Source organism: Ruegeria sp. SAZA006 (assembly GCF_059613465.1).
On the sequence record NZ_JBXWSO010000008.1, the window covers coordinates 18,717 to 40,056 of the forward strand.

The 21,340-nt window shown below is 57.6% G+C and carries 22 protein-coding genes; 20 read left to right on the forward strand and 2 right to left on the reverse strand.

The features are described from left to right. Positions 1–5 precede the first annotated feature (5 nt). The 6 genes from AC2FNZ_RS08600 to AC2FNZ_RS08625 all read left to right on the forward strand — a co-directional run bounded on the left by AC2FNZ_RS08600 (position 6) and on the right by AC2FNZ_RS08625 (position 4,212). Positions 6–1,130 carry an ROK family transcriptional regulator gene (locus AC2FNZ_RS08600; RefSeq protein WP_496840275.1) on the forward strand — a complete coding sequence of 375 codons (1,125 nt, stop codon included), beginning with the start codon at positions 6–8 and terminating at the stop codon, positions 1,128–1,130. A gap of 259 nt (positions 1,131–1,389) precedes the next feature. Next, the gene (locus tag AC2FNZ_RS08605) at positions 1,390–1,731 is read left to right on the forward strand and encodes a hypothetical protein (RefSeq protein WP_254445155.1); all 342 of its coding nucleotides are present in this window, start codon (positions 1,390–1,392) and stop codon (positions 1,729–1,731) included. Next, complete coding sequence (locus AC2FNZ_RS08610; RefSeq protein WP_093965455.1) at positions 1,728–2,393, forward strand: MotA/TolQ/ExbB proton channel family protein; 666 nt, start codon at positions 1,728–1,730, stop codon at positions 2,391–2,393. Before AC2FNZ_RS08605 ends, AC2FNZ_RS08610 begins: the two co-directional genes overlap by 4 nt. 31 nt (positions 2,394–2,424) lie before the next feature. Continuing rightward, a complete protein-coding gene (locus AC2FNZ_RS08615) occupies positions 2,425–2,751 on the forward strand; it encodes an ExbD/TolR family protein (RefSeq protein ID WP_496840230.1) in 327 nt (108 codons plus the stop codon). Positions 2,752–2,755: 4 nt separating this feature from the next. After that, positions 2,756–3,133: an ExbD/TolR family protein gene (locus AC2FNZ_RS08620; RefSeq protein WP_170343511.1), complete on the forward strand. Its 378-nt coding sequence runs from the start codon at positions 2,756–2,758 to the stop codon at positions 3,131–3,133. Continuing rightward, on the forward strand, positions 3,130–4,212 hold the full coding sequence (locus AC2FNZ_RS08625; RefSeq protein WP_496840231.1) for an energy transducer TonB family protein: 1,083 nt from the start codon (positions 3,130–3,132) through the stop codon (positions 4,210–4,212). The genes AC2FNZ_RS08620 and AC2FNZ_RS08625 overlap by 4 nt, the downstream gene beginning before the upstream one ends. Before the next feature lie 44 nt (positions 4,213–4,256). On the opposite strand, the gene AC2FNZ_RS08630 is transcribed toward AC2FNZ_RS08625, so the two are convergent. Beyond that, entirely contained in the window at positions 4,257–5,171 is a 915-nt protein-coding gene (locus tag AC2FNZ_RS08630; protein WP_496840233.1) for a LysR family transcriptional regulator, read from the reverse strand. A 110-nt stretch (positions 5,172–5,281) separates the two neighbouring features. On the opposite strand from AC2FNZ_RS08630, the gene AC2FNZ_RS08635 reads away from it, so the two are divergent. The 7 genes from AC2FNZ_RS08635 to AC2FNZ_RS08665 all read left to right on the forward strand — a co-directional run bounded on the left by AC2FNZ_RS08635 (position 5,282) and on the right by AC2FNZ_RS08665 (position 12,866). Further along, positions 5,282–5,977, forward strand: coding sequence for an NAD(P)H-dependent oxidoreductase (locus AC2FNZ_RS08635; RefSeq protein ID WP_496840234.1), 696 nt, complete (start codon positions 5,282–5,284; stop codon positions 5,975–5,977). 54 nt (positions 5,978–6,031) lie between these two features. Beyond that, on the forward strand, positions 6,032–6,808 hold the full coding sequence (locus AC2FNZ_RS08640; protein ID WP_496840235.1) for a CmcJ/NvfI family oxidoreductase: 777 nt from the start codon (positions 6,032–6,034) through the stop codon (positions 6,806–6,808). Between the two features lie 13 nt (positions 6,809–6,821). Next, complete coding sequence (locus AC2FNZ_RS08645; protein WP_496840236.1) at positions 6,822–7,787, forward strand: LLM class oxidoreductase; 966 nt, start codon at positions 6,822–6,824, stop codon at positions 7,785–7,787. Between the two features lie 12 nt (positions 7,788–7,799). After that, positions 7,800–8,588, forward strand: a complete 789-nt coding sequence (locus AC2FNZ_RS08650; protein WP_496840238.1) for an SDR family NAD(P)-dependent oxidoreductase — start codon at positions 7,800–7,802, stop codon at positions 8,586–8,588. A gap of 78 nt (positions 8,589–8,666) precedes the next feature. Then, positions 8,667–9,515: an enoyl-CoA hydratase/isomerase family protein gene (locus AC2FNZ_RS08655; RefSeq protein ID WP_496840240.1), complete on the forward strand. Its 849-nt coding sequence runs from the start codon at positions 8,667–8,669 to the stop codon at positions 9,513–9,515. Positions 9,516–10,085: 570 nt separating this feature from the next. Then, entirely contained in the window at positions 10,086–11,633 is a 1,548-nt protein-coding gene (locus AC2FNZ_RS08660; RefSeq protein ID WP_496840241.1) for an arylsulfatase, read from the forward strand. A 345-nt stretch (positions 11,634–11,978) separates the two neighbouring features. Then, positions 11,979–12,866: a sulfotransferase domain-containing protein gene (locus tag AC2FNZ_RS08665; RefSeq protein WP_496840243.1), complete on the forward strand. Its 888-nt coding sequence runs from the start codon at positions 11,979–11,981 to the stop codon at positions 12,864–12,866. Positions 12,867–12,973: 107 nt separating this feature from the next. On the opposite strand, the gene AC2FNZ_RS08670 is transcribed toward AC2FNZ_RS08665, so the two are convergent. Continuing rightward, positions 12,974–13,753, reverse strand: a complete 780-nt coding sequence (locus AC2FNZ_RS08670) for an MOSC domain-containing protein (RefSeq protein ID WP_496840245.1) — start codon at positions 13,751–13,753, stop codon at positions 12,974–12,976. Positions 13,754–14,151: 398 nt separating this feature from the next. Here AC2FNZ_RS08670 and AC2FNZ_RS08675 point away from each other — a divergent pair, with 398 nt between their 5' ends. The 7 genes from AC2FNZ_RS08675 (at position 14,152) to AC2FNZ_RS08705 (ending at position 21,336) form a co-directional block, all read left to right on the forward strand. Continuing rightward, complete coding sequence (locus tag AC2FNZ_RS08675; RefSeq protein WP_093965439.1) at positions 14,152–15,471, forward strand: ABC transporter substrate-binding protein; 1,320 nt, start codon at positions 14,152–14,154, stop codon at positions 15,469–15,471. Between the two features lie 79 nt (positions 15,472–15,550). Then, positions 15,551–16,498, forward strand: coding sequence for a carbohydrate ABC transporter permease (locus AC2FNZ_RS08680; protein ID WP_170342909.1), 948 nt, complete (start codon positions 15,551–15,553; stop codon positions 16,496–16,498). Beyond that, positions 16,495–17,433 carry a carbohydrate ABC transporter permease gene (locus AC2FNZ_RS08685; RefSeq protein WP_010442361.1) on the forward strand — a complete coding sequence of 313 codons (939 nt, stop codon included), beginning with the start codon at positions 16,495–16,497 and terminating at the stop codon, positions 17,431–17,433. The genes AC2FNZ_RS08680 and AC2FNZ_RS08685 overlap by 4 nt, the downstream gene beginning before the upstream one ends. Then, positions 17,430–17,618 (forward strand): hypothetical protein, encoded by a 189-nt coding sequence (locus AC2FNZ_RS08690; RefSeq protein ID WP_093965435.1) that lies wholly within the window; start codon positions 17,430–17,432, stop codon positions 17,616–17,618. The genes AC2FNZ_RS08685 and AC2FNZ_RS08690 overlap by 4 nt, the downstream gene beginning before the upstream one ends. Before the next feature lie 2 nt (positions 17,619–17,620). Continuing rightward, positions 17,621–18,718, forward strand: coding sequence for an ABC transporter ATP-binding protein (locus AC2FNZ_RS08695; RefSeq protein WP_496840246.1), 1,098 nt, complete (start codon positions 17,621–17,623; stop codon positions 18,716–18,718). After that, on the forward strand, positions 18,711–19,703 hold the full coding sequence (locus AC2FNZ_RS08700; RefSeq protein ID WP_170366374.1) for an ABC transporter ATP-binding protein: 993 nt from the start codon (positions 18,711–18,713) through the stop codon (positions 19,701–19,703). The genes AC2FNZ_RS08695 and AC2FNZ_RS08700 overlap by 8 nt, the downstream gene beginning before the upstream one ends. Before the next feature lie 10 nt (positions 19,704–19,713). Next, complete coding sequence (locus tag AC2FNZ_RS08705; RefSeq protein ID WP_496840247.1) at positions 19,714–21,336, forward strand: dihydroxyacetone kinase subunit DhaK; 1,623 nt, start codon at positions 19,714–19,716, stop codon at positions 21,334–21,336. Positions 21,337–21,340: the final 4 nt, after the last annotated feature.

Genomic DNA, 21,340 nt, shown 5'->3' on the forward strand with positions numbered 1-21,340 from the left:
GTGGCATGCGCGCCCACAACGAACGACTGGTGCTGTCACTGGTCCGCCGGCACCAGGCGCTCGCCAAATCGGAGCTGGCCCGCATGACCGGATTGTCGGCGCAGACTGTCTCGGTGATCATGCGCCAACTGGAAAGCGATGGGTTGCTGCTGCGGGGCGAGCCACAACGTGGCAAGGTTGGGCAACCCTCGGTGCCAATGCGCCTGAATCCGGATGGGGCCTATTTCCTAGGGCTGAAGGTCGGCCGCCGCAGCACCGAGCTGGTATTGACCGATTTCCTCGGCAAAGTACGGGATCGCGCGCGGGAGACCTACGACTATCCCACCCCCGGTGCGACATTGGATTTCGCCACCGGCACATTGGACCGGATGATACACCAGATGCCGACAGCGTCGCGTGACCGGGTGGCCGGGTTGGGCATTGCGATGCCCTTCTATCTCTGGGACTGGGCGCAGACCCTGAATGTCCCACAAGAAAAGATGGATCCATGGCGCTCGGCCGATCTGCAGGCCAGCCTTTCCCTAGCGCGAAATATCCCGGTCTATTTGCAGAATGACGCCACCGCGGCTTGCGGGGCAGAGTTGGTCTTCGGGCCGTCCGAAAGACCGCGGAACTTTCTGTATTTCTACATGGGCTACTTCATTGGCGGGGGTGTCGTCCTCAACGGCGTCATTTTTTCCGGGCGCGGGAATGCAGGCGCCTTGGGTCCGTTGCCGGTTCCCGTCGGCTCGGGCGCAGTCAAACCCCTGATCGATGTCGCCAGCCTGTGCGTGCTTGAGCAGAAGCTTGTCGCCGCAGGGCTGGATCCCTTCCACATGTGGGAGACCCCGGACCATTGGGACATGCCGGACACGCTTCTCGAAGCATGGATGGACGAGGCCGCGAAAGGTCTGGCCTATGCGATCCTGTCTTCCTGCAGCCTGATCGACTTTGAAACGGTGAAAATCGATGGCTGGTTGCCCGAGAGCGTTACCGCGCGCTTGATCGAACGCGTCGAGACGCATCTCTCCCGGCTGAACTTTACCGGGCTCGAGCAGCCGTCGGTTCTGGCCGGGTCAGTTGGTCCGGATGCCCGCGCCCTGGGGGCAGCCAGCCTGCCTCTGTCGGACAGATACCTTGTCGAAACCTGAGCGACCCTCGCGGACCTGCAAAAGTATTGGCTAGGTTTCGCCTGACGAACGATCACAAAGCCCCCACCAACCCTTCCCCGTACTGCCGGTCTAAGTTATTACAGGCACGGCGCCAGCACTGCTTGGCGGGCTGCAGGTACCACATGTTCAGAATGAGGTTCTATCATTGAAACTGCGTCACCTTTTACCCGCCCTTATCGCATGGTCAGCCCTCCCCTTTGCGGCCGGTGCGCAATCGTCTGACGCCGATGGCGCCAGGTTGTCGCTGGAACTCAACGCGGCGCAGGATGTGGGGCAGGCCTGTCGGCTGTCATTCCTGATCACCAACGAAACCGGACGGGCGATCGACAAAGCCGTTTTCGAAACCGTGATCTTCGATACGCAGGGTTCGGTGATCAAACTGTCATTGTTCGATTTTAGGGATTTGCCGCAGGACCGCCCGCGTGTACGCCAGTTCGACTTGCCTGACAGACCATGCGCAACGGTGGGGCGCGTTCTGATAAACGGAGCCAGTTCCTGCGTAACCGGCGGTTCCGAGAGTGATCTTTGCAATTCGACCCTTTCGGTGACCAGCCGCTTGGAAATGGAGCTTTTGGGATGAACATCTTCAACGCGCTTGGCCAGATCCTTGCACTGGGCGGGCCAGTAGTGGCGATCCTTCTTGTGATGTCGATCCTGACCGTGGCGGTTTCGATCTACAAGCTCTGGCAGTTTGCGGCCTGTGGCGTCGGCCGCCATCGGGTGCTGTCCCAGGCATTGGCGGCCTGGGATGCCGGAGACCACGACACTGCGCGCGAGCGTCTGGCCGCCAGCAGCAGTTACCTTGCCCCGATCGTGGGTGCGGCAATGAACGCCCCGGATACTGCTGGGCTGGACGAACGGCTGGACGCCGAAGCCGGCTTAGCGTTGGCCGGGCTCGAGCGTGGGTTCCGGCTTTTGGATACAGTCGCGCAGTTGGCCCCCTTGCTGGGGTTGTTCGGCACGGTTCTGGGCATGATCGAAGCCTTCCAAAGCCTGCAGACGGCCGGGGCCGGTGTGGATCCGTCGCTGCTGGCAGGTGGGATCTGGGTTGCGCTGGTGACGACGGCGGTGGGTCTGGCGGTTGCGATGCCCACATCCATGGTCCTGTCCTGGTTCGAAAGCCGCACCGCGCGCGAGCGGGTATTCGCGGACAAGGCCTTGCGCACGATCCTCGTACCGACCCAGGCGCTGCCTACAGCAGCGACAAGCACCGCGTTTGTCGCCGCGCCGGGACATGCGTAACGCGGCCCCATTTGTTCGGCGCGCCATGTCGATGACACCGCTCATCGACGTGATTTTTCTGCTTTTGCTGTTCTTCATGCTGACGTCGACCTTTTCGACATTCGGAGAAATTCAACTCAGCAGCGCAGCCGCGGGCCCATCAGAGTCCAGCGCCCCGTCGGATCGCGCTTTTGTGCAATTGGGGGCGAACCGCGTGGTGCTGAACGGAGCACCGCTCTCGCTGGATGAATTGGCACAGGCACTGCAGCCCGGGCAGGTGCTGGTCAGTCTTGACGGCGACGTCACCGCCCAACGGCTTGTTGACTTTCTGGTGAAACTGCGCGGCCTCGACGGTCTGTCGGTAACGGTTCTGGAGTGACGCCATGATCCGCCACGACCGCCCAAGCCGCAAGCGCGACTCGACCATTCCGTTGATCAACGTGGTCTTTCTGATGCTGATCTTCTTTTTGATCGCCGGAACCGTAGCTCAACCGTTGGACCCGGACTTGGAACTGGTCAACACATCCGATCTGGACGGCCGCGAACCACCCGACGCACTGGTTCTCCACGCTGACGGGACGCTCAGCTTTCGCGGAACACCGACGGATCCGCAGACCTACATGACCGGTCGCGGGGAAGAACCCGTGCGGATCGTGCCTGACCGGAACGTTTCCGGGGCACGCCTGATCGAAGTCACCGGCGCCTTGCGCCGTCTCGGCGCCACAGCAGTCTTTGCAGTGACCGAACGGGCGCTCGAATGATCCGGGAATCGCTGTTTGTCGCGGCGCTGGCCGTTGTGCTTTCGGTGCTGCTCCACCTTTTCCTGCTGCTGCCAGCCGCGCGGGACCCTGCGGAACCTGCGACGGCCGGACCGCAACCGGACACGATTGCCTTGGGCAACGCGTTCGAAGATCTGGCGGAAACCGCGACCCCGCCCGAGCCGCCAACCCCCGCAGAAGAGCCCGAGCCCGATGTCGAACAACCGACAGAGCCGGACCGGGCCGAAATACCCGTCAGCGAAACACTGGTCGCCTCGTCGGACCCGGAAAAGGTCAACTCGCCTGATATCGGACAAACCAACCCGGTGCAGCCTGATCAGCCCGTTCCGGAAATCGTTGAGCCGGCGGACTCGGCCGAAGGTGATCGGCAGGCCGCCGATGAGGTCGACGAAACACCGCCCGTCCAAGCCGAAAGGCAGTCCGCAGCGGCGCCCGAAGCACCGGTCGAACCCATAGAGGCCCCGGTTTCGGAACCAGAGCAACTAGCTGCCCTGCCAGCCCCCTCGCCGATCCCGGACCCCTCAGTGCCGGCGGAGGAGCAGCAACCGGTCGAAAGCGACACCGAAGACGGCGTCTCGGATCTGGCGGTTGCAACATCGATCCGCCCGCGCCTTCCGGACCGGACCCCTGCTCCGGCCCCTGTACCCGACCAAAGGGCCAGCCGGCTGGACAGTTTTGACAACCTGCGATTTCCCAACAAGCAGATCGACTCACCGCTGACGACCTATCGCCGACAGGGGGTCGATGCCTTTACCCGAGGGAGCAACTCCAATCAGTCCGGCGGTCGAGGCCCGGGCAACTCGAATGTCACCAATTACGCCGGGCAGGTTCTTGTCCACCTCAACAGAACTCCGCCGGTCTATGTCTCGGTTCGCGGCTTTGCGAAAGTCTTCTTTGAAATCAATCCGGACGGAACACTGGCCTGGGTCGATATCATCGACAGTTCCGGCTCGACCGAGGTCGACAGGGCCGCCAAGGAACAGGTCCGCCGCGCATCGCCCTTCCCGAAACCTCCGGGCGGGGTCAGCCGGAAGCTGTCGTTCTACTTTCAGAACGGCTAATCGGGCCTTTGCTGCGCCAGCCCGAAGCAACTGAACGCAATCAGTCAGTCCAATGATCTTTCCCACGGAGGCTTTACGCCGATCTCGGTGATCAGAAAATCCATGAAGACCCGCACCTTTGGCGACAATACGTTCGACTTGGGATAGATCAGCCACAGCACGTTGTCTTCCGCCGCCTCATATTCGGGAAGGACATGACGCAACTTGCCCGAGGCAAGCTCCTCCTGAACGCTCCACAGTGAGTTCATCGAGATCCCCGCCCCTGCCACGGTGGCCAGCTTCTGGCTGAGCCCGTCATCCATGATCAATGGACATTTCGTGGCTCCGGGATCGAAGCTTGCGACGGCTCCCCGGGCAGATTTCAGCGCCCGGGCCCGGGTGTGGCGAAATGCGATCAGCCGATGATGCACCAGATCATCCGGCGTCTCGGGCTCTCCGTGGGCCGACAGGTAATTCGGTGCCGCGCAGAGGATGCGTTTGTCATCCGCCAGCTTGCGCCCCTTGAGGCTGGTATCGATCAGCGGTGCGTTCCGCAAAGCAAGATCATAGCTGCCTTCGATCAGATCAAACTGCGCATCCGACAGACGCAGGTCCAGGGTCACACCCGGATGCTGTTCCTGGAACTTTGCAAGGATTGGAGCAATGTAGAGCTGGGCAAATGTGCTGGGCGCAGTAAACCGGAGTGTGCCGGTGGCTTGGGCCGACCCCTGCCCCAAAGCGGCCAAGGCCGCAGTCTCCTGCGCCAGAATCTCGCGCGCATAAGGTAGAAACTCAGCGCCCTCCAGAGACAACGATACTTTCCGGGTCGAGCGGTGAAGCAACTCGACACCCAGCTGATGCTCCAGCTTGGCAAGTCGGGCGCTTGAGACTGCAGGCACCAACCCCAGTTCGCGCCCGGCGGCTGATATGTTCAGCTTGTCCGCTGCAAGCACAAAAAGACGAAGCGCTTGTGTGTCCATTAGCCTATTATACGCAAAAACCGAAAACTGAAACCTGATATCCGCTGTTTCATCGGATTCTGCAAGTGATATTTCTGGCTCCACGGAAGACAAACCAAATGGAGCCACCAATGTCCGTTCGCCCGAACGTTCAGTCACAGATCCTCGAAGCCTTCAATTTCCGGCACGCGACAAAGGTCTTTGATCCTGACCGAAAGATCAGCGACGCCGATTTCGAAACCATTCTTGAAGCTGGCCGCCTGTCGCCCACCTCTTTCGGGCACGAGCCGTTCAAAATTCTTGTCATCCAATCGCCCGAAAAACGCGAGCTTTTGCGCGAGTTTTCCTGGGGCGCCAATGGCATGATGAACGGCAGCTCCGGCCAGCTGGGGACAGCCAGCCATTTTGGCATCATTCTGGCCAGCACTGCGGCAACCATGACCGCTGGGTCTGATTATCTGCAGGACCACTATCGCAAGGTCAAACAACTGCCCGAGGACGTCATCGAATTGTTCAACGGTGCTTATGGAAAGTTCCAGTCAACCGACCATCGCATCACCACTGAACGCGAGATCACCGACTGGTCCGGCAAACAGGCCTATATCGTTCTGGCCAACATGATGACGACCGCTGCTTTGATGGGTATCGATTCCTGCCCCATCGAAGGGTTTGACATGGAACTCACCACCCAGACTCTGGCCGATCATTTCGGGGTAGATACCTCGAAATGGAAACCCGCGGTGATGTTTGCCTTTGGGTATCGCGCCAGTGATCCGCAATTCCCCAAGACCCGCCGCCCGATGGCCGAAACCGTGAACTGGTTCTGAGCCAACGTCGATAAAGCCAGGGGCTGCGTCATCCGCAATTCAGTGAGGGTACAGATGCAACGAACCGGTATCGTAAACTATCACGTTCACAAACCTGAACGGCAGGCGTTCCAACTGGACGCCGGCGGCATTGTCGGCAACCTGATTTCGCCCGAACTATTGCCGACACAGGTGAACCTGACTGATATGCGGACATCCGGGCGGCCCCTGCGCTTTGACCCCGACGGCGTCGAGTTTCTGAATGCGCCCAGTGCCATCCGCGATTTTTCCGGGGATCAGTGGAAACGGACCTACGAACACGAGCTGGCTCAACTGCTGACCGCAAAGATCGGCGTTCGCGAGGTCGTGATCTTTGACCATACCTTGCGCGTGGACGACCCAAAGGCGACGCGCAAGCCCGCGCGCAATGTCCACAGCGATTACAGCGCGGACGGTGCTCGGCAACGGCTGGAGGATTTGCTTGGCGCCGAGCGGGCGGCCGAGTGGAGCAAAGGGCACTATGCCTTTGTCAATCTCTGGCGGCCGGTCGATCACCCGATCAACAGCGCGCCGCTGGGGTTCGTCCGCCCTTCGTCCGTCGACCCCAAAGACTGGATCCTGCTTGACCTGATCTATCCTGACCGCAAAGGGCAGATCATGGGGCTTGTCGGGAATGCAAGCCATGACTGGGTCTATCTGTCTCGAATGAGCCTGGATGAAATCGCTGTTTTCAACATCTACGACAATCAGGGGTTGCCTTCCGTCGCGCACAGCGCGCTCGATATGGTCGAGGACCCGACCGTCAACACCATCCGGAAGAGCATCGAGACCCGCACTTTGGTGCGGTACTGAGCAAGGAACCATCATGTTGGACAAAAAACAAAACCTGTCCTTTGCCCCGATCAACAAGGCCTACGGTCAGGTTTTTCGGCCAGATCAGCTGACGCTAGGGCTGGTATTGCCGCTCGAGGCCTACCCGGTGGGATCCGAGCCCACGATGAAGGGCCACATAAAAGCCGCGCAATTGGCCGAGGCTCTGGGCTTTGCCGCGCTGTGGCTGCGCGACGTGCCGTTCAATGTTCCAAGTTTCGGGGACCCCGGCCAGATCTTTGACCCGTTCGTCTATCTGGGTGCACTGGCGCCCGCGACGGATCGCATTGCCCTGGGGACCGCCAGCATCGTTTTGCCCCTGCGCCATCCGGCCCATGTGGCAAAGGCAGCCGCGTCGGCGGACGTATTGTCCGATGGCCGTCTGCTTTTGGGTGTGGCGTCCGGCGATCGACCGGAAGAATATCCGGCAATGCGTCAATCCTTCCCCGATCGCGGTGAGCGGTTCCGCGACAGTGTCGACTATATCCGTGCAACGGCAACACCCTATCCCAAGCATGAAAGCCTGCAGGGACATCTGCCCGGCGACATTGACCTCCTGCCGAAACCCTCGGGAACGCGCCTGCCTTTGTTGATCACGGGCGGCAGTCGGCAATCCCCGGATTGGGTGGCTGAAAACGGCGATGGGTGGATGACCTATCCGCGCGATGCGGCATCGCAAGGGCGCGTGTTGGCCGATTACCGGAACCATCTGAAAGCACTGGGGCAACCGGACAAACCGGTGATGCAATCGCTCTATGTCGACTTGCTGGAAGACCCAAATGCCCCCGCACGTCCCATACATCTGGGGTTCCAGTCAGGTTCGAATTTCCTGCGCCGCTACTTGGCTGAAATCCGTGACCTGGGGATGAATCACGTCGCCCTGAACCTGCGTTTCAACGAGGCTGCCATCGAACCGACACTCAAACGCCTGGCAGATACGATCCTGCCGGAATTTTCATAAGGAACTGATCACATGACCAAAACCATTCTGATCACAGGCGCTACCGACGGTATCGGACTGCTCACCGCCAAGAAGCTGGCGGCTGACGGTCACCGTGTTCTGTTGCACGGGCGGAACACTACAAAGTTGGAGGCAGCCGCCCTGGAGGTTGGAGGGCAGCCGGAAACCTACAGCGCCGATCTGTCCGACCTATCAGCCGTGAGGTCGTTGGCGGAGGCCATCCGGTCCAATCACGACCGGCTGGATGTGCTGATCAACAACGCCGGCGTCCTGAAGGCTCCGCAGACCACTCTCGAAAATGGTCTCGATATCCGCTTCGTCGTCAACACGCTCGCGCCTTATCTGCTGACCGAACTTCTGCTTCCGATCATTCCCAAGACTGGCCGCGTCGTGAACCTGTCCTCGGCCGCCCAGGCCCCTGTGGATGTGGATGCTTTGACCGGCAAAACGCGGTTGGCCGATATGGGCGCCTATGCGCAAAGCAAGTTGGCAATCACGATATGGACGCGCGAACAGGCCCGCGCCCTGCCCGATGGACCGGCGTTGATCGCGGTCAATCCGGGTTCATTGCTGGCGTCCAAAATGGTCAAGGACGGCTTCGGAGTCGCCGGCAACGACCTCAACATCGGCGCCGACATCCTGATCGACGCCACGCTGAGCGATCGGTTCGCGCAGGCGTCGGGCGCCTATTTCGACAATGACGGCGGTACATTTGCAGACCCGCACCCCGCGGCGCTGAAGTCCGAACACGCAGCCGACGTCATGAAGGCCATTCAAGACACTACCCGCCAATACGGCTAAGCCGGGCGCACTCCCGCGCCCTGCCAATTCACGCGAACCCTCGCATCTTTGATGACGAGGACAGGAGAGGACTGTCCAATGAAATACGAAAACTTCCAGACCTTCGACGTCGCGGTCGAGAATGCAATCGCCACCGTGACGTTCAGCTTCGGAGCGGTCAATGTTCAGGGCCAAGAGATGCTGGCCGACCTCAACAGCCTTGCGATGCGGCTGGAGCGGGACCGGCAAACCAAAGTGGTGATCTTCCAGTCTGCGAACCCCGAAATCTGGGTCTGTCACTACGATACCGAGTTGCTCAAGGATCTTTCGACCGAAGCCGTCTCGCGTGAAGACGCCCAGCTGCTGGACCTGCAGTCCGTTTGCGAACGGCTGAGCAAGGTCCCGCAGGCAACAATCGCAAAGCTTGAAGGCTTCGCCCGTGGCGGCGGACACGAACTCGCACTCGCGCTGGACATGCGTTTTGCGGCACGCGGGAAGTTCAAGTTCATGCAGATGGAAGTTGGCATGGGCATCCTGCCCTGCGGCGGCGGAGCTTCTCGCATGGCGCGCCAAACCGGACTTGGCCGGGCATTGGAAATAATCCTGAGCGCACAGGATTACGATGCCGACGATGCCGAGCGCATGGGCACCATCAACAAGGCGCTGGATCCCGACGAGATCGGTCCCTATGTCGATGCTCTGGCCAGGCGCATTGCCCAATTCCCCGCCGAATCCATCAACGCGTGCAAGCAGATGGTCTACGAATCCATCGACAAACCTATTTCCGAAGCGTTGAGAGCCGAGGCCTATTGGCTGTACCAGGCGACAAGCAAGACGCCGGCGGTCAAGCGCTTTCGAATTGCCGATGTACAAGGGCTCGAGCATGATATCGAGAACCAGCGAAACTGGAACGAACTGGTCATGAAGGTGCAAGAAATCACCAGCTGACGACTGCACTTGATCCGCTGAAATCGGTTTCGGCGGATCATATCCCGCAGCAGGTTTGGGCGTTCCGACTGCAAGGGGGCGGAGGCACGCAGGTCGCCATACTGCGTCTGTCAAGGAACCCAAACGCCCATATTCCGAAGCCGGCGGTTAGCCAAAGGATAGACGGCAGCAGCACCGACGTCCGAGGCGGCCGGGCTGATCAACGGTGCGCGGCGCTTTTCGGTCGCCAACGCACGGGATCGAATGTGCCGGAACGACCGGCAGACTTACTGAACACACACCCCAAAAACGTTCAGCAGGCCCTTCTTTGCGCCAAAAGCAGAAGAAGTGCTCCAGAAACCGCATTGGCGTGGCTCCGAGGTTCGACGCAACTCGTCTTGATCAACCACGCCTTGAAGCGCGGAGAAAAATTCCGGCCGGCTCATAAAGCAAAGCCATCGAAGTCGATTGAGTGTCTTGGATCACTTGCGCATTTCCGCCCGAAATCCTGAAAACCCCAAGTGCGCCGACAATACCGCCGATTTTGTGGTAGGTTACTCGGTATTAACAAGAAATTTTGGGAGGACGAAAATGAAATACAAAACAAGATCAACAATAATGGCGGCCTTGTTTGCTGCAGCTGCCACAACCGTTTCCGCACAAGATGATCCCCCCATGAACTTCCTGATTATTTGGGGAGATGACATTGGATTTTGGAATATCAGTGCCTACAACCATGGCATGATGGGGTATCAGACACCCAACATCGACCGCATAGCCAAAGAAGGCGCGTTGTTTACTGATTGGTACGGAGAGCAGTCCTGCACCGCAGGGCGAGCGGCCTTTATCACAGGACAATCTCCCATCCGCACGGGCCTGACCAAGGTCGGCCTTCCAGGCGCGCCCGAGGGCATGCCCGTCGAAGACCCAACCATCGCCGGGCTGCTCAAAAACCACGGTTACATGACTGGCCAGTTCGGCAAAAACCATTTGGGTGACCGTGACGAGCACCTACCCACAAACCATGGTTTCGACGAGTTTTTCGGAAACCTTTACCATCTCAACGCAGAAGAAGAGCCGGAAAACCCTGACTACCCCAAGGATGAAGCCTTCAGGGAAAACTTCGGCCCGCGCGGGGTGATCAAGTCGACCGCTGATGGCTCGATCGAGGATACGGGGCCGCTTACGAAAAAGCGCATGGAAACCGTTGACGAAGAAGTCACGGCCAGCGCGCTCGATTTCATGGATAGAGCTGTTGAACAGGACAAGCCTTTCTTCCTTTGGTGGAATTCCACCCGCATGCACATTTTCACGCATCTGAAGGAAGAATCCGAGGGAGTGACGGGACTTGGAGTTTATCCCGACGGCATGGTCGAGCATGATGGGCATGTCGGTGTACTGCTTGATAAACTTGATGAGCTCGGAATCGCCGAAAACACCGTCGTAATGTATTCAACCGACAACGGAGCGGAGACGTTCACGTGGCCGGATGGCGGCACGACACCCTTCCGCGGTGAGAAGAACACACAATGGGAAGGTGGCTATCGCGTCCCAACGGTCATCAAGTGGCCGGGTGTTATCGAGCCGGGATCGAAGGTCAATGGCGTAGTATCGCATACGGATATGTTGCCTACCATTCTGGCTGCGGTCGGTGAGCCAGACATCAAAGAACGGTTGCTCGATGGTGGCGTTGAAGCCATCGGCCGCCAATACAAGGCCCATCTGGACGGCTACAATCTTCTACCGTCGCTCTCGGGTGAAACGGATGAGTGGCCGCGCAGTGAGTTCATCTATTGGACCGATGATGGCAGCGTCGCCGCCCTGCGATACGAACAGTACAAGGTAACATTCCTGAAGCAGAATGCTCATGGGCTTGATGTATGGCTCTCACCGTTTGAAGTCTTGCGCGCACCGATGCTGGCAAACCTCCGCAGCGATCCGTTCGAGCGAGCCGAAGAAGAGAACGCCATGGGATACCAGCGCTGGTTCCTCGAGCATATGTTCGCGATAGCGCCAGCCGCCGCCTACGTTGGGCAATGGCTTCAAAGCTTCGAGGAATTTCCGCCAAGGCAAAAACCCGGCAGTTTCAACCTCGACAACGTTATGGAGGAACTCACGAGCCGCGCCGGGAACCAATAGCACCAACGGGACGCCGTGAGCTGTGTTCGCCAGTCTGAATTCACGGACAACTGTTTGTCGAATTCAGACTGGTAAGTCATCCCCTTGGACTGAAGACCGGCGCAGTCCAAGGGAAAGGATGAACGGCGACTTGGTTCCGTTTTGCGGGCATTGAGCGCTGCTTTCTGGACAGACCCCTGAGCGGTCGTTGGAATAACGTATTGGCGCTGCTCCGCTGTCATTCTGTTGCCGGCCTAACTCAACAAGGCAGCAACTGGCTTTTTGGGCTTTCTGCAATGAAAACCAGTCGCCTTTCACTTTCATTCCACTTTTCCTGAACCAATTCGCGCGGAGGAGTTTTCAGACGTGAAAAACCGAAAGCTCTACCTTGGCCCCCTGACGGACAATAGACGCTGGGATATGGTTCGCATCCGCCCCGACGATGTGTTCGTGGTAACACCTCCGAAATGCGGCACGACCTGGATGCAAACCATCGTATCGCTGTTGTTTTCTGGTGATCCCGAAGTTGAAACGGAGTTGTCCGTGAAGATGCCTTGGGTAGACATCCGAATCCGAGAAATGCCTGAAGTCGCAGAGCGGCTCGAAGCCATGCAGCATCGGCGCAGCATGAAAAGCCACACACCTATGGATGGGTTACCTCTGGATGATCAAGCACAGTACATCTGTGTTTTTCGTCATCCCCTCGATGCGCATTTCTCGTTTCGCAAGCACGTCAGAAACATTCCAATGACCTGGTTTGACACCTGGTATCCCGAGAACGATGAAGAAGGTATCACATTCCGTCGTTTTCTGGACGGCGGGGCGGAAGGGTTCGATACCGATGCGATGCCACTGGCACATATCATTCGGCATTACAAAGCTGCTGCGGCAGTTTCCGACCGGCCGAACGTATCGCTTTTCCACTACGCAGACATGACCCGAGACTCGAGAGGAACGATCTTCAGGCTGGCTGACATCTTGGGCACGACCCATTCAGAGGTGGTCATGGATCAATTGGTTCAAGCTGCGACCTTCGACAACATGAAGGACAAAGCAGAACGCTATGCCCCCTCAGGTGGCAAGGGGTTCTTCAGGTCGGATGCCGAGTTTTTCCACAGCGGAACGAGTGGCAAGTGGCATGGGAAACTGACGGCGGAAGAACTGGCAGGCTACGACGCGATGATGGACGCACACCTGGATCCCAAAGACCGAGAATGGTTGGAATATGGCTCTCGGGGAAACGTCGCTGCCTAGATATTGCTACCCCGGTCGAACCAGCGAATACCGAAAATAGTAAACCCGGTTCGCAATGGAATATAGAACAGAGGTTTCCCGGGGTTGCTAATCTAAAGGGGCGGCATTCAGGCAAGCAATTCCCCAGCTTGGCCGACACTTAGGGTTCCGCCTTTGGTCACCTCGACATAGACCCCCATGTCCATGTGCCCCATCAACTGCCTGATAAGATATGGTATCTTCAAGTCACGCTCGGCCGTATCCGGGTTCACTTCAGTGGCCGCACACCTTTTCGTTCGCGATAGTATCTTCAACTCAACATCGCCAAATCTCAGAACCGATCCAACTGCGTCCAACTCGGAAAACGAAGGCAAGCCGTCTATCTCGATATTCGCGCGGAAGCGCGCTGGCTGGATCTCTGCGTTCAGTTTTTCACCCAACTCTCTCACCGACGCGCGATTAAGAACGGATATCGCGTTCATCATTTTTGGTGAGACGACGGACACATCCGTAAACCGATGAGGAGCAGACGAGACGAATACCGGCAGTTCGGGATCTTTCAAGTCGATCTCTGAAGACAAGAAACTCGCCGCATTCATCCGGTCTTCTGGTGTTCGCATATTGAAGCTTTGTGTTTTGCCGTTCGCTTTGATCTCAAGATCTTGGCTCTCAATATCAAACCTCGTCTCGACGCCTGCCAGCGCTGCCTCATTCAACAGAACAACAAAGCGATCTTTCGGCAGTGGCTGAGGGTTCTGTGCGTCGAATCCTGAGTTGTAGCGCGCAAATCCGAACAGGCGATCACCCGGGATCCCCTCCTCTGCCCGCAGTGTCACGGTTTGCATCGGCTCGGCACTCAAGCCTTTGATTGGGTACCGGTTCAATCTGACGATAGAGAGCGTGTTCATACGTCTGCCCCTGATCATACGAGTCATGCACGATCCAGAGTGACCCGTGCCGTTTGACGCTATCTCCAATCCTCAAAGGTATCGACCGAATAATCCGCCAGAGCTTCACAAGCGGGTGCCAAAAACCGGTTGGCCGCTTGATGGCCGTGATTGTGAGCTGGGTCAATTTTGGCGGGTACGGCCCTTAAATGCCTCACTGCTGAAAATACATGCACACCGACGAAATCGAATAAAATTACATGAAATCAGTGGTTAATAGGAGCACTAGTCGTAAACCGCCGTCCGCTTGAGGTACGAACCTCAAAAATATCTAGACTTGATGTGCGTACCTCAAATAGCCTTGGAGGTATGCCGCGATTCGCACATCCTCGATTGACGGCGAAAAAAGGGAGGAATGGATGACTTACACAAAACTGGCCTCGGCCAGCGCAATAGTCCTTGCCGCTACTACTCTTTCCACCAAGGCGAATGCTGAAGATCTGACGCTTTGTTGGGCTGCATGGGACCCGGCCAACGCGCTTGTCGAGCTATCAAAGGAATTCGAAGCTGAATCCGGGCATACGATGAACTTCGAGTTTGTTCCCTGGCCGAATTTTGCGGATCGGATGCTGAACGAGCTGAACTCCGGGGGCAAGCTCTGCGACTTGTTGATCGGTGACAGCCAGTGGATCGGCGGGGGCGCTGAGAATGGCCACTATGTCAAACTGAACGACTTCTTCGATGCTGAAGGCATCAGCATGGACGATTTCGCGCCGGCCACCGTATATGCCTACTCGACCTGGCCCAAGGGCACGCCGAACTACTATGCGCTGCCAGCGATGGGCGATGCGAATGGCTGGTTCTACCGCAAGGACTGGTTCGAAAACCCCGACATCCAAGCCGCTTACAAAGAGGCGACGGGTCAGGACCTTCGCGAGCCTCAATCGCAAAAAGAACTCCTGCAGATCGCGCAGTTCTTCCAAGGTCGTGAGATCGACGGCAAGACTGTCTATGGCGCAGCCATCTTTACCGAGCGCGGCTCGGAAGGGATCACCATGGGTGTGACAGGAGCGCTGTATCCTTGGGGTTTCAAATACGAAAACACGCCGGGTTCCTATGACATGGAAGGCGCCGTGAACTCGCCCGAAGCGGTCGAAGCTCTGGAATTCTACAAGGAATTCTACGAAACGGCGACGCCTCCGGGATACACCAACTCTTACATGGGTGAGAGTCTGGACGCATTTAAGTCCGGTCAGGTCGCCATGGCGATGAACTGGTTTGCGTTCTTCCCGGGTCTTTACGCCGATCCCAATACCGGCGGTGACAAGATCGACTTCTTCGTGAACCCACCACAAAATCAGGCAGGTTCGACACTGGGCGGACAAGGTATCTCGGTTGTCAGCTACTCTGACAAACAGGACGCCGCACTTGAGTACATCAAGTGGTTCGCACAGCCGGACGTCCAGGCCAAATGGTGGGAGCTTGGCGGCTACTCGGCCCATAACTCCGTACTGGAAGATCCGGGTTTCGTTGACAGCCAGCCGTTTGCCGGTGACTTCCTGGAAGCAATGGCCGGGGTGCAGGATTTCTGGCAGGAGCCTGCTTATGCGGAACTGTTGCTGGCGATGCAGAAACGCATCCACGACTACGTGGTTGCGGATCAGGGCACTGCTCAAGAAGCGCTTGATCTTCTGATCCAAGACTGGACCGAAGTCTTCGAAGACGAAGGCAAGCTGTAGCCCGGACACAGGCAGGAGCGGGTGAAATCCCGCTCCACCTTCACCCGTGAGTCCTAAACCAACAAGAGCTGGCAAAGAGATGTCTGACAGGACCGTAGATCGCGTTGCGGAGGCAACGCCCGAGCGAGTTGCGCGAAAAATCCGAGGATTATCCGACCGCGCGATCGCCTGGATATTCATCTCCCCAACGATTTTTCTATTGCTGGCGATCAACATTTTTCCGTTGATCTGGACCATCCAACTGAGCTTTACCAACTACAAGGCCAACCGGATCGGGCGTGAAGTCAAAGATGTCGGTCTCAGGAATTACGAGCGTATCCTGACAGACTCGGATACCTGGCTGAACATGCAGGCGACGGCGCATTTCCTGTTCTGGACGATTTTTTTCCAGGTCCTGATCGGGTTCACGCTGGCTTGGCTGATCAACAAGAAATTCAAGGGTAACGATCTATGGACCACGATCATCGTCTTGCCGATGATGCTGTCCCCGGCCGTTGTCGGGAACTTCTGGAAATTCCTGTATCAGCCTCAAATCGGCCTGTTCAACTACATCGTGTCATGGTTCACGGGCAAGGAACCCTCAAGCTTTGAAATGCTGGGTTCGGTTACTTTGGCCCCTTGGGCGATCGTGATTGTTGACACCTGGATGTGGACCCCCTTCGTGATGCTGATCTGTCTGGCAGGCTTGCGCAGCATTCCCGACTACATCTACGAGGCGGCTGAGATCGACCGGGCCAGCAAGCTGCGGCAGTTCTTTACGATTACCATCCCGATGGTGCTGCCGTTCCTGATGCTCGCGGTGCTGTTTCGAGGGATCGAGAACTTCAAGATGTTCGACCTGGTTGTTCAGCTGACCGGCGGTGGACCGGGATCTGTAACGGAACTCACCTCAATCAATCTCAAGCGAGAGGCGTTTGAGAAGTGGCGGACGGGCTACGCCTCGGCCTATGCGATCATCTTGTTCGTCACCGTGTTCGGCCTTGCGTCGATCTACGTCAAAGCCCTGAACAAGGTGAAACAGAGATGAGCAGTTTTTCCGTCACTGAACCTTCGAACCGGTCCAAATGGATCGCAGGCTTCCTGGTCATCACTTATGCGCTGATCACGATGATCCCGCTGGTCTGGATCTTGCTGACCGGTTTCAAATCGCCCGCCGACGCGATCAGCTACCCGCCCAAAGTGGTCTTTGACCCAACGCTTGAAGGCTACGTCAATCTTTTCACCACGCGCACCAGGCAGACACAGGAGTTTCTGGAAGCCAACCCGCCGCAGAACTGGGCCGATGAGATCGTCCGCCAATACGACATGGTGATCGTTGGGCCCTCCAAGTTCGGCGAGCGCTTCATGAATTCGGTCATCATCGGATTTGGCTCGACGTTCTTGAGTATCTTCCTCGGCACGTTGGCTGCCTATGCGTTCAGCCGATTTAAGGTCCCGCTCAAGGACGACCTTCTGTTCTTCATCCTGAGTACAAGGATGATGCCTCCGGTCGCTGTCGCCATCCCGATCTTCCTGATGTTCAGAAACCTTGGGCTGAGCGATACGCATCTGGGAATGATCCTGCTCTATACAGGGGTAAATATCTCTCTGGCGGTTTGGTTGCTGAAAGGGTTCATCGACGAAATCCCAAGAGAGTACGAGGAAGCCGCCCTTATCGATGGCTACACGAGGTTTCAGGCTTTCTACAAAGTGGTGCTGCCGCAAGCCGCCACGGGCATCGCGTCAACTGCGATCTTCTGCCTGATCTTCGCCTGGAATGAGTACGCGTTTGCCGTGCTGCTGACATCTGCAAATGCACAGACCGCACCGCCGTTCATCCCGACCATCATCGGTATTGGCGGCCTGGACTGGCCTGCCGTTGCGGCCGGCGCGACGATCTTCCTGATCCCGGTCATGATTTTCACCATCCTGATGCGCAAACACTTGCTGCGCGGGATTACATTCGGAGCCGTACGCAAATGAGCGAGTTTCTTTCCGGATTGATGCGGCTCCGCCGCGGCCCATGGGAGATGGTGGCAACCATCCTGATTGCACTGGGTGTCTTCATGCTGATGCAGCCGTTTGTCCTTTGGGCCTTCACTTATTCCTTCATCGTCACGCTGATCGGAACCGTCATGTTCATCATCGTCAGCCATTTCCCGGAGTAGAAATGGCCCAGATCGTAGTCAAAAACGTAAAGAAGATGTTCGGCGATTTCACGGCTGTCCGCGAAAGTTCGTTCACGATTGAAGACGGCGAGTTTTTCATGCTGCTGGGGCCATCCGGTTGCGGGAAAACGACGACGCTGCGGATGATCGCGGGATTGGAGCTTCCAACGTCGGGCGAAATCTATCTGGACGGCGAAGAGATCAGCCAGCGGCCGCCATCAGAGCGGGACATTGCCTTCGTGTTCCAGATGTTCGCGCTGTATCCCCACATGAACGTGCGCAAGAACATCAGCTACCCCCTGATATCGCAGGGCATGCCGCGCGCTGCTGTCAAAGCCAAAGTAGAGGAAGTCGCGGGAATACTAGGGATCAAGGACATCCTCGATAGCCCGGTAGGCGGTCTTTCAGGTGGCGACAGGCAACGCGTGGCGCTGGGGCGCGCGATTGTTCGCGAACCCAAGGCGTTCATGATGGACGAACCTCTTGGTGCTTTGGATGCCGAGTTTCGTGAGCACATGGCCGAAGAATTGCGCGCGCTCCACGATCGCATGGGCGCAACCACTGTTTACGTCACACATGACCAACTGGAAGCCATGCAAATGGGCGACAAGATCGTTGTGATGAATAACGCTGTGATCGAGCAATTCGGCACGCCTCAGGAAATCTACGACAAACCGGCCACAATGTTCGTTGCGGATTTTATCGGGTCTCCTTCGATGAACTTCCTGCCTTTTCAGGGAAAGGTCGCACCTGGCTCGGAATTGGTTCGACTGAATGGTCATGACGAAGCCGTACCCAAACTGATGGAAGGTGCGGAAGGTGACTTGGTTTTCGGCGTTCGACCCGAGCATGTTTTTCTGTCAGATGCCAGCGCCTACCGAGCCAAGGTCCTGGCCGCAGAGTATCTTGGAACCACCCAGATCGTGACGCTGCAAAGCCCGAACGGAGAGCTGAAAGCCCGGATTGATGCTCGCGAAACCGTCAATCCCGGCGAGACGGTCGGATTGGAATTCCGCTCATCCGCAGTGACCCTTTTCGAAAAATCTACTGGACGCGCGCTGAGGTCCGCACTGAACGACGAGGTACTGAGCAATGGCTGAAGTCGTTCTGGAAAACATTTCGAAGTCATTCGGCGACATCAAAGCGGTGGATGATATCTCAATGACGATCCCCAACGGCGCCTTTGTGGTGTTGTTGGGTCCGACGGGTGCGGGAAAGACAACGACGCTGAGATTGATATCCGGGCTTGAGAAACTGGATTCAGGCACAGTTCGCATTGCCGGGCGCGACGTCGGGATGGATACACCCGCCCAGCGCGATGTGGCGATGGTTTTCCAGCAATACTCGCTGTACCCGCATATGACAGTGCGTGAAAACCTGTCTTTCCCTCTGCGGTCGCCGATCCTGAAGACGCCAGAGGATGAGATCGCGAGGAAGGTCACCGAAGTGTCGGAGATCCTGCAGATCCCGCACAAGCTGGACAACAAAGCCACCGAACTGTCCGGCGGCGAAATGCAGCGTGTGTCGATCGGACGGGCGCTGGTGCGCGACCCCCAGATCTTCCTGATGGACGAACCGCTCAGCTCTTTGGACGCCAAGCTTCGGGCGGATTTGCGGGTCGAACTGAAAAGAATTCAGGCCGACCTGGGATCAACCTTGCTTTATGTGACCCATGATCAGGTGGAAGCCATGACAATGGCCACGCATATCGGCGTTTTGGAGAACGGCAGGCTGGTTCAGTACGGTACCCCTCGCGATATCTACGAAAATCCCGGCAGCGTTTACGTGGCCAGCAGGTTGGGTCTGCCACGGATTAACATCCTGCCGTCCGAGTTGTTCGGAGGCGACCACAAGGGTCCGCAGATTGGTCTTCGCCCGGAAAACATCATTGAAGGTGAAGGCAGCGAGGCGCGCGTGATACGCGCCGAGCATCTGGGCGATCAAACACGGCTGCACCTGGACCTAAACGGTCACCCGGTCGTGACGTTGATAGATGTCCACCAGGACTATCCATCTGGAAAAATTATTAAAATCCGCCCCCACAACCCATTGTATTTTGACGCGTCCGGCGCGCGGGTGAATTAAGGAGCAAAGCATGGCCCAGTTCCTCAACACAAAAGAAACTCTGGTAACAGATGCCATAGACGGTCTTCTGGCCTCCTCTGGAGGGAGGCTGACCCGGCTGGACGGCTACCCGCATATCAAAGTTGTCTACAGGTCGGATTGGGACAAGTCGAAGGTGGCGTTGGTGTCCGGTGGAGGGTCAGGTCACGAACCCGCCCACGCGGGCTTTGTCGGCGCCGGTATGCTGACGGCCGCAGTCTGCGGCGAAGTGTTTGCATCCCCGTCGGTCGAGGCGGTTCTGGCGGGCATTCTTGCAGTCACGGGTGAGGCAGGGTGCTTGCTGATCGTCAAGAATTATACCGGTGACCGGCTGAACTTTGGGCTGGCCGCTGAACGCGCCCGTGCATTGGGCCGCAAGGTTGAGATGGTGGTCGTCGACGACGACATCGCCCTGCCTGACCTGCCGCAGCCACGTGGCGTGGCAGGCACGTTGTTCGTGCACAAAATCTCCGGAGCGCTTGCGGAAAACGGTGCTGACCTGGACACCGTTGCCAAAGCAGCCAGAAGCACCATCGAGAAGGTTGTCAGCATCGGTATGAGCCTGGACACCTGTACCGTTCCGGGATCTCCGAAAGAAGACAGGATCGCACCCGGCAAGGCGGAACTTGGCTTGGGCATCCATGGCGAGCCGGGTGTGCAGCAAGTCGAGTTCTCAAATGCCGTATCGGCCATGTCCACAGTGGTGGAGAAGCTGAGGCAACGGCTTGGGGCCGGGGAATGTGTGGCGTTGGTCAACAACCTCGGTTCCACGACTCCGCTGGAAATGGCCGTCCTCACGCACGCCTTGTCCGAAACCGGTATTGCCCACCATATCATCGGCCCGGCCCCCATGATGACATCGCTGGATATGCACGGGTTTTCTGTTTCCATTCTACCCGTGGATCAGGCCGATTTGTCAGCTCTTGAAGCACCTGTTGATCTGGCCGCGTGGCCCGGGGTCAATTCCATCGACCCGATCAAAGTGGCACCATTGCCTGACGGCCTGACGCCGATCGATCCAATTCCTTCGAACAATCCCACCACAAGGGAAACGATCTCGCGCTTGTCCGAACTCCTCATCAACGCTGAGAAGAACCTGAACGAACTGGACGCGAAATCCGGTGATGGCGATACAGGAAGCACATTGGCGACGGCCGCAAGAGCGCTGCAAGGCAGCCTTGACCGCATGCCGCTCGCTGATTTGACTCAGCTGTTTCCGGCGTTGGGCAATGAACTGAGCCAAACCATGGGTGGCTCCTCCGGCGTGATACTTGCAATTTTCTTCAACGCAGCTGGTGACGCATGTGCCAATGGGGCAACCGTAGCCAAATCCCTGGAAGAAGGCCTGAAACGCGTCAGCCAAGTTGGAGGCGCCAAGGTCGGCGACAGAACTATGATTGACGCCTTGGCACCCGCGCTTGCCGCTCTCCCGTCGGGGTTGACCCATGCCGCAAATGCCGCCCGCGAAGGTGCAAACAATACAGCCAAAATTCGTCGTGCGAAGGCGGGCCGAGCAGCCTATGTTCCCGAAGACAACCTAGTTGGACATAACGATCCCGGCGCTGAGGCCGTTGCCTTGTTGTTCGAGGGCTTGGCGCGGGAGCTTGAGGGCTGAAGAA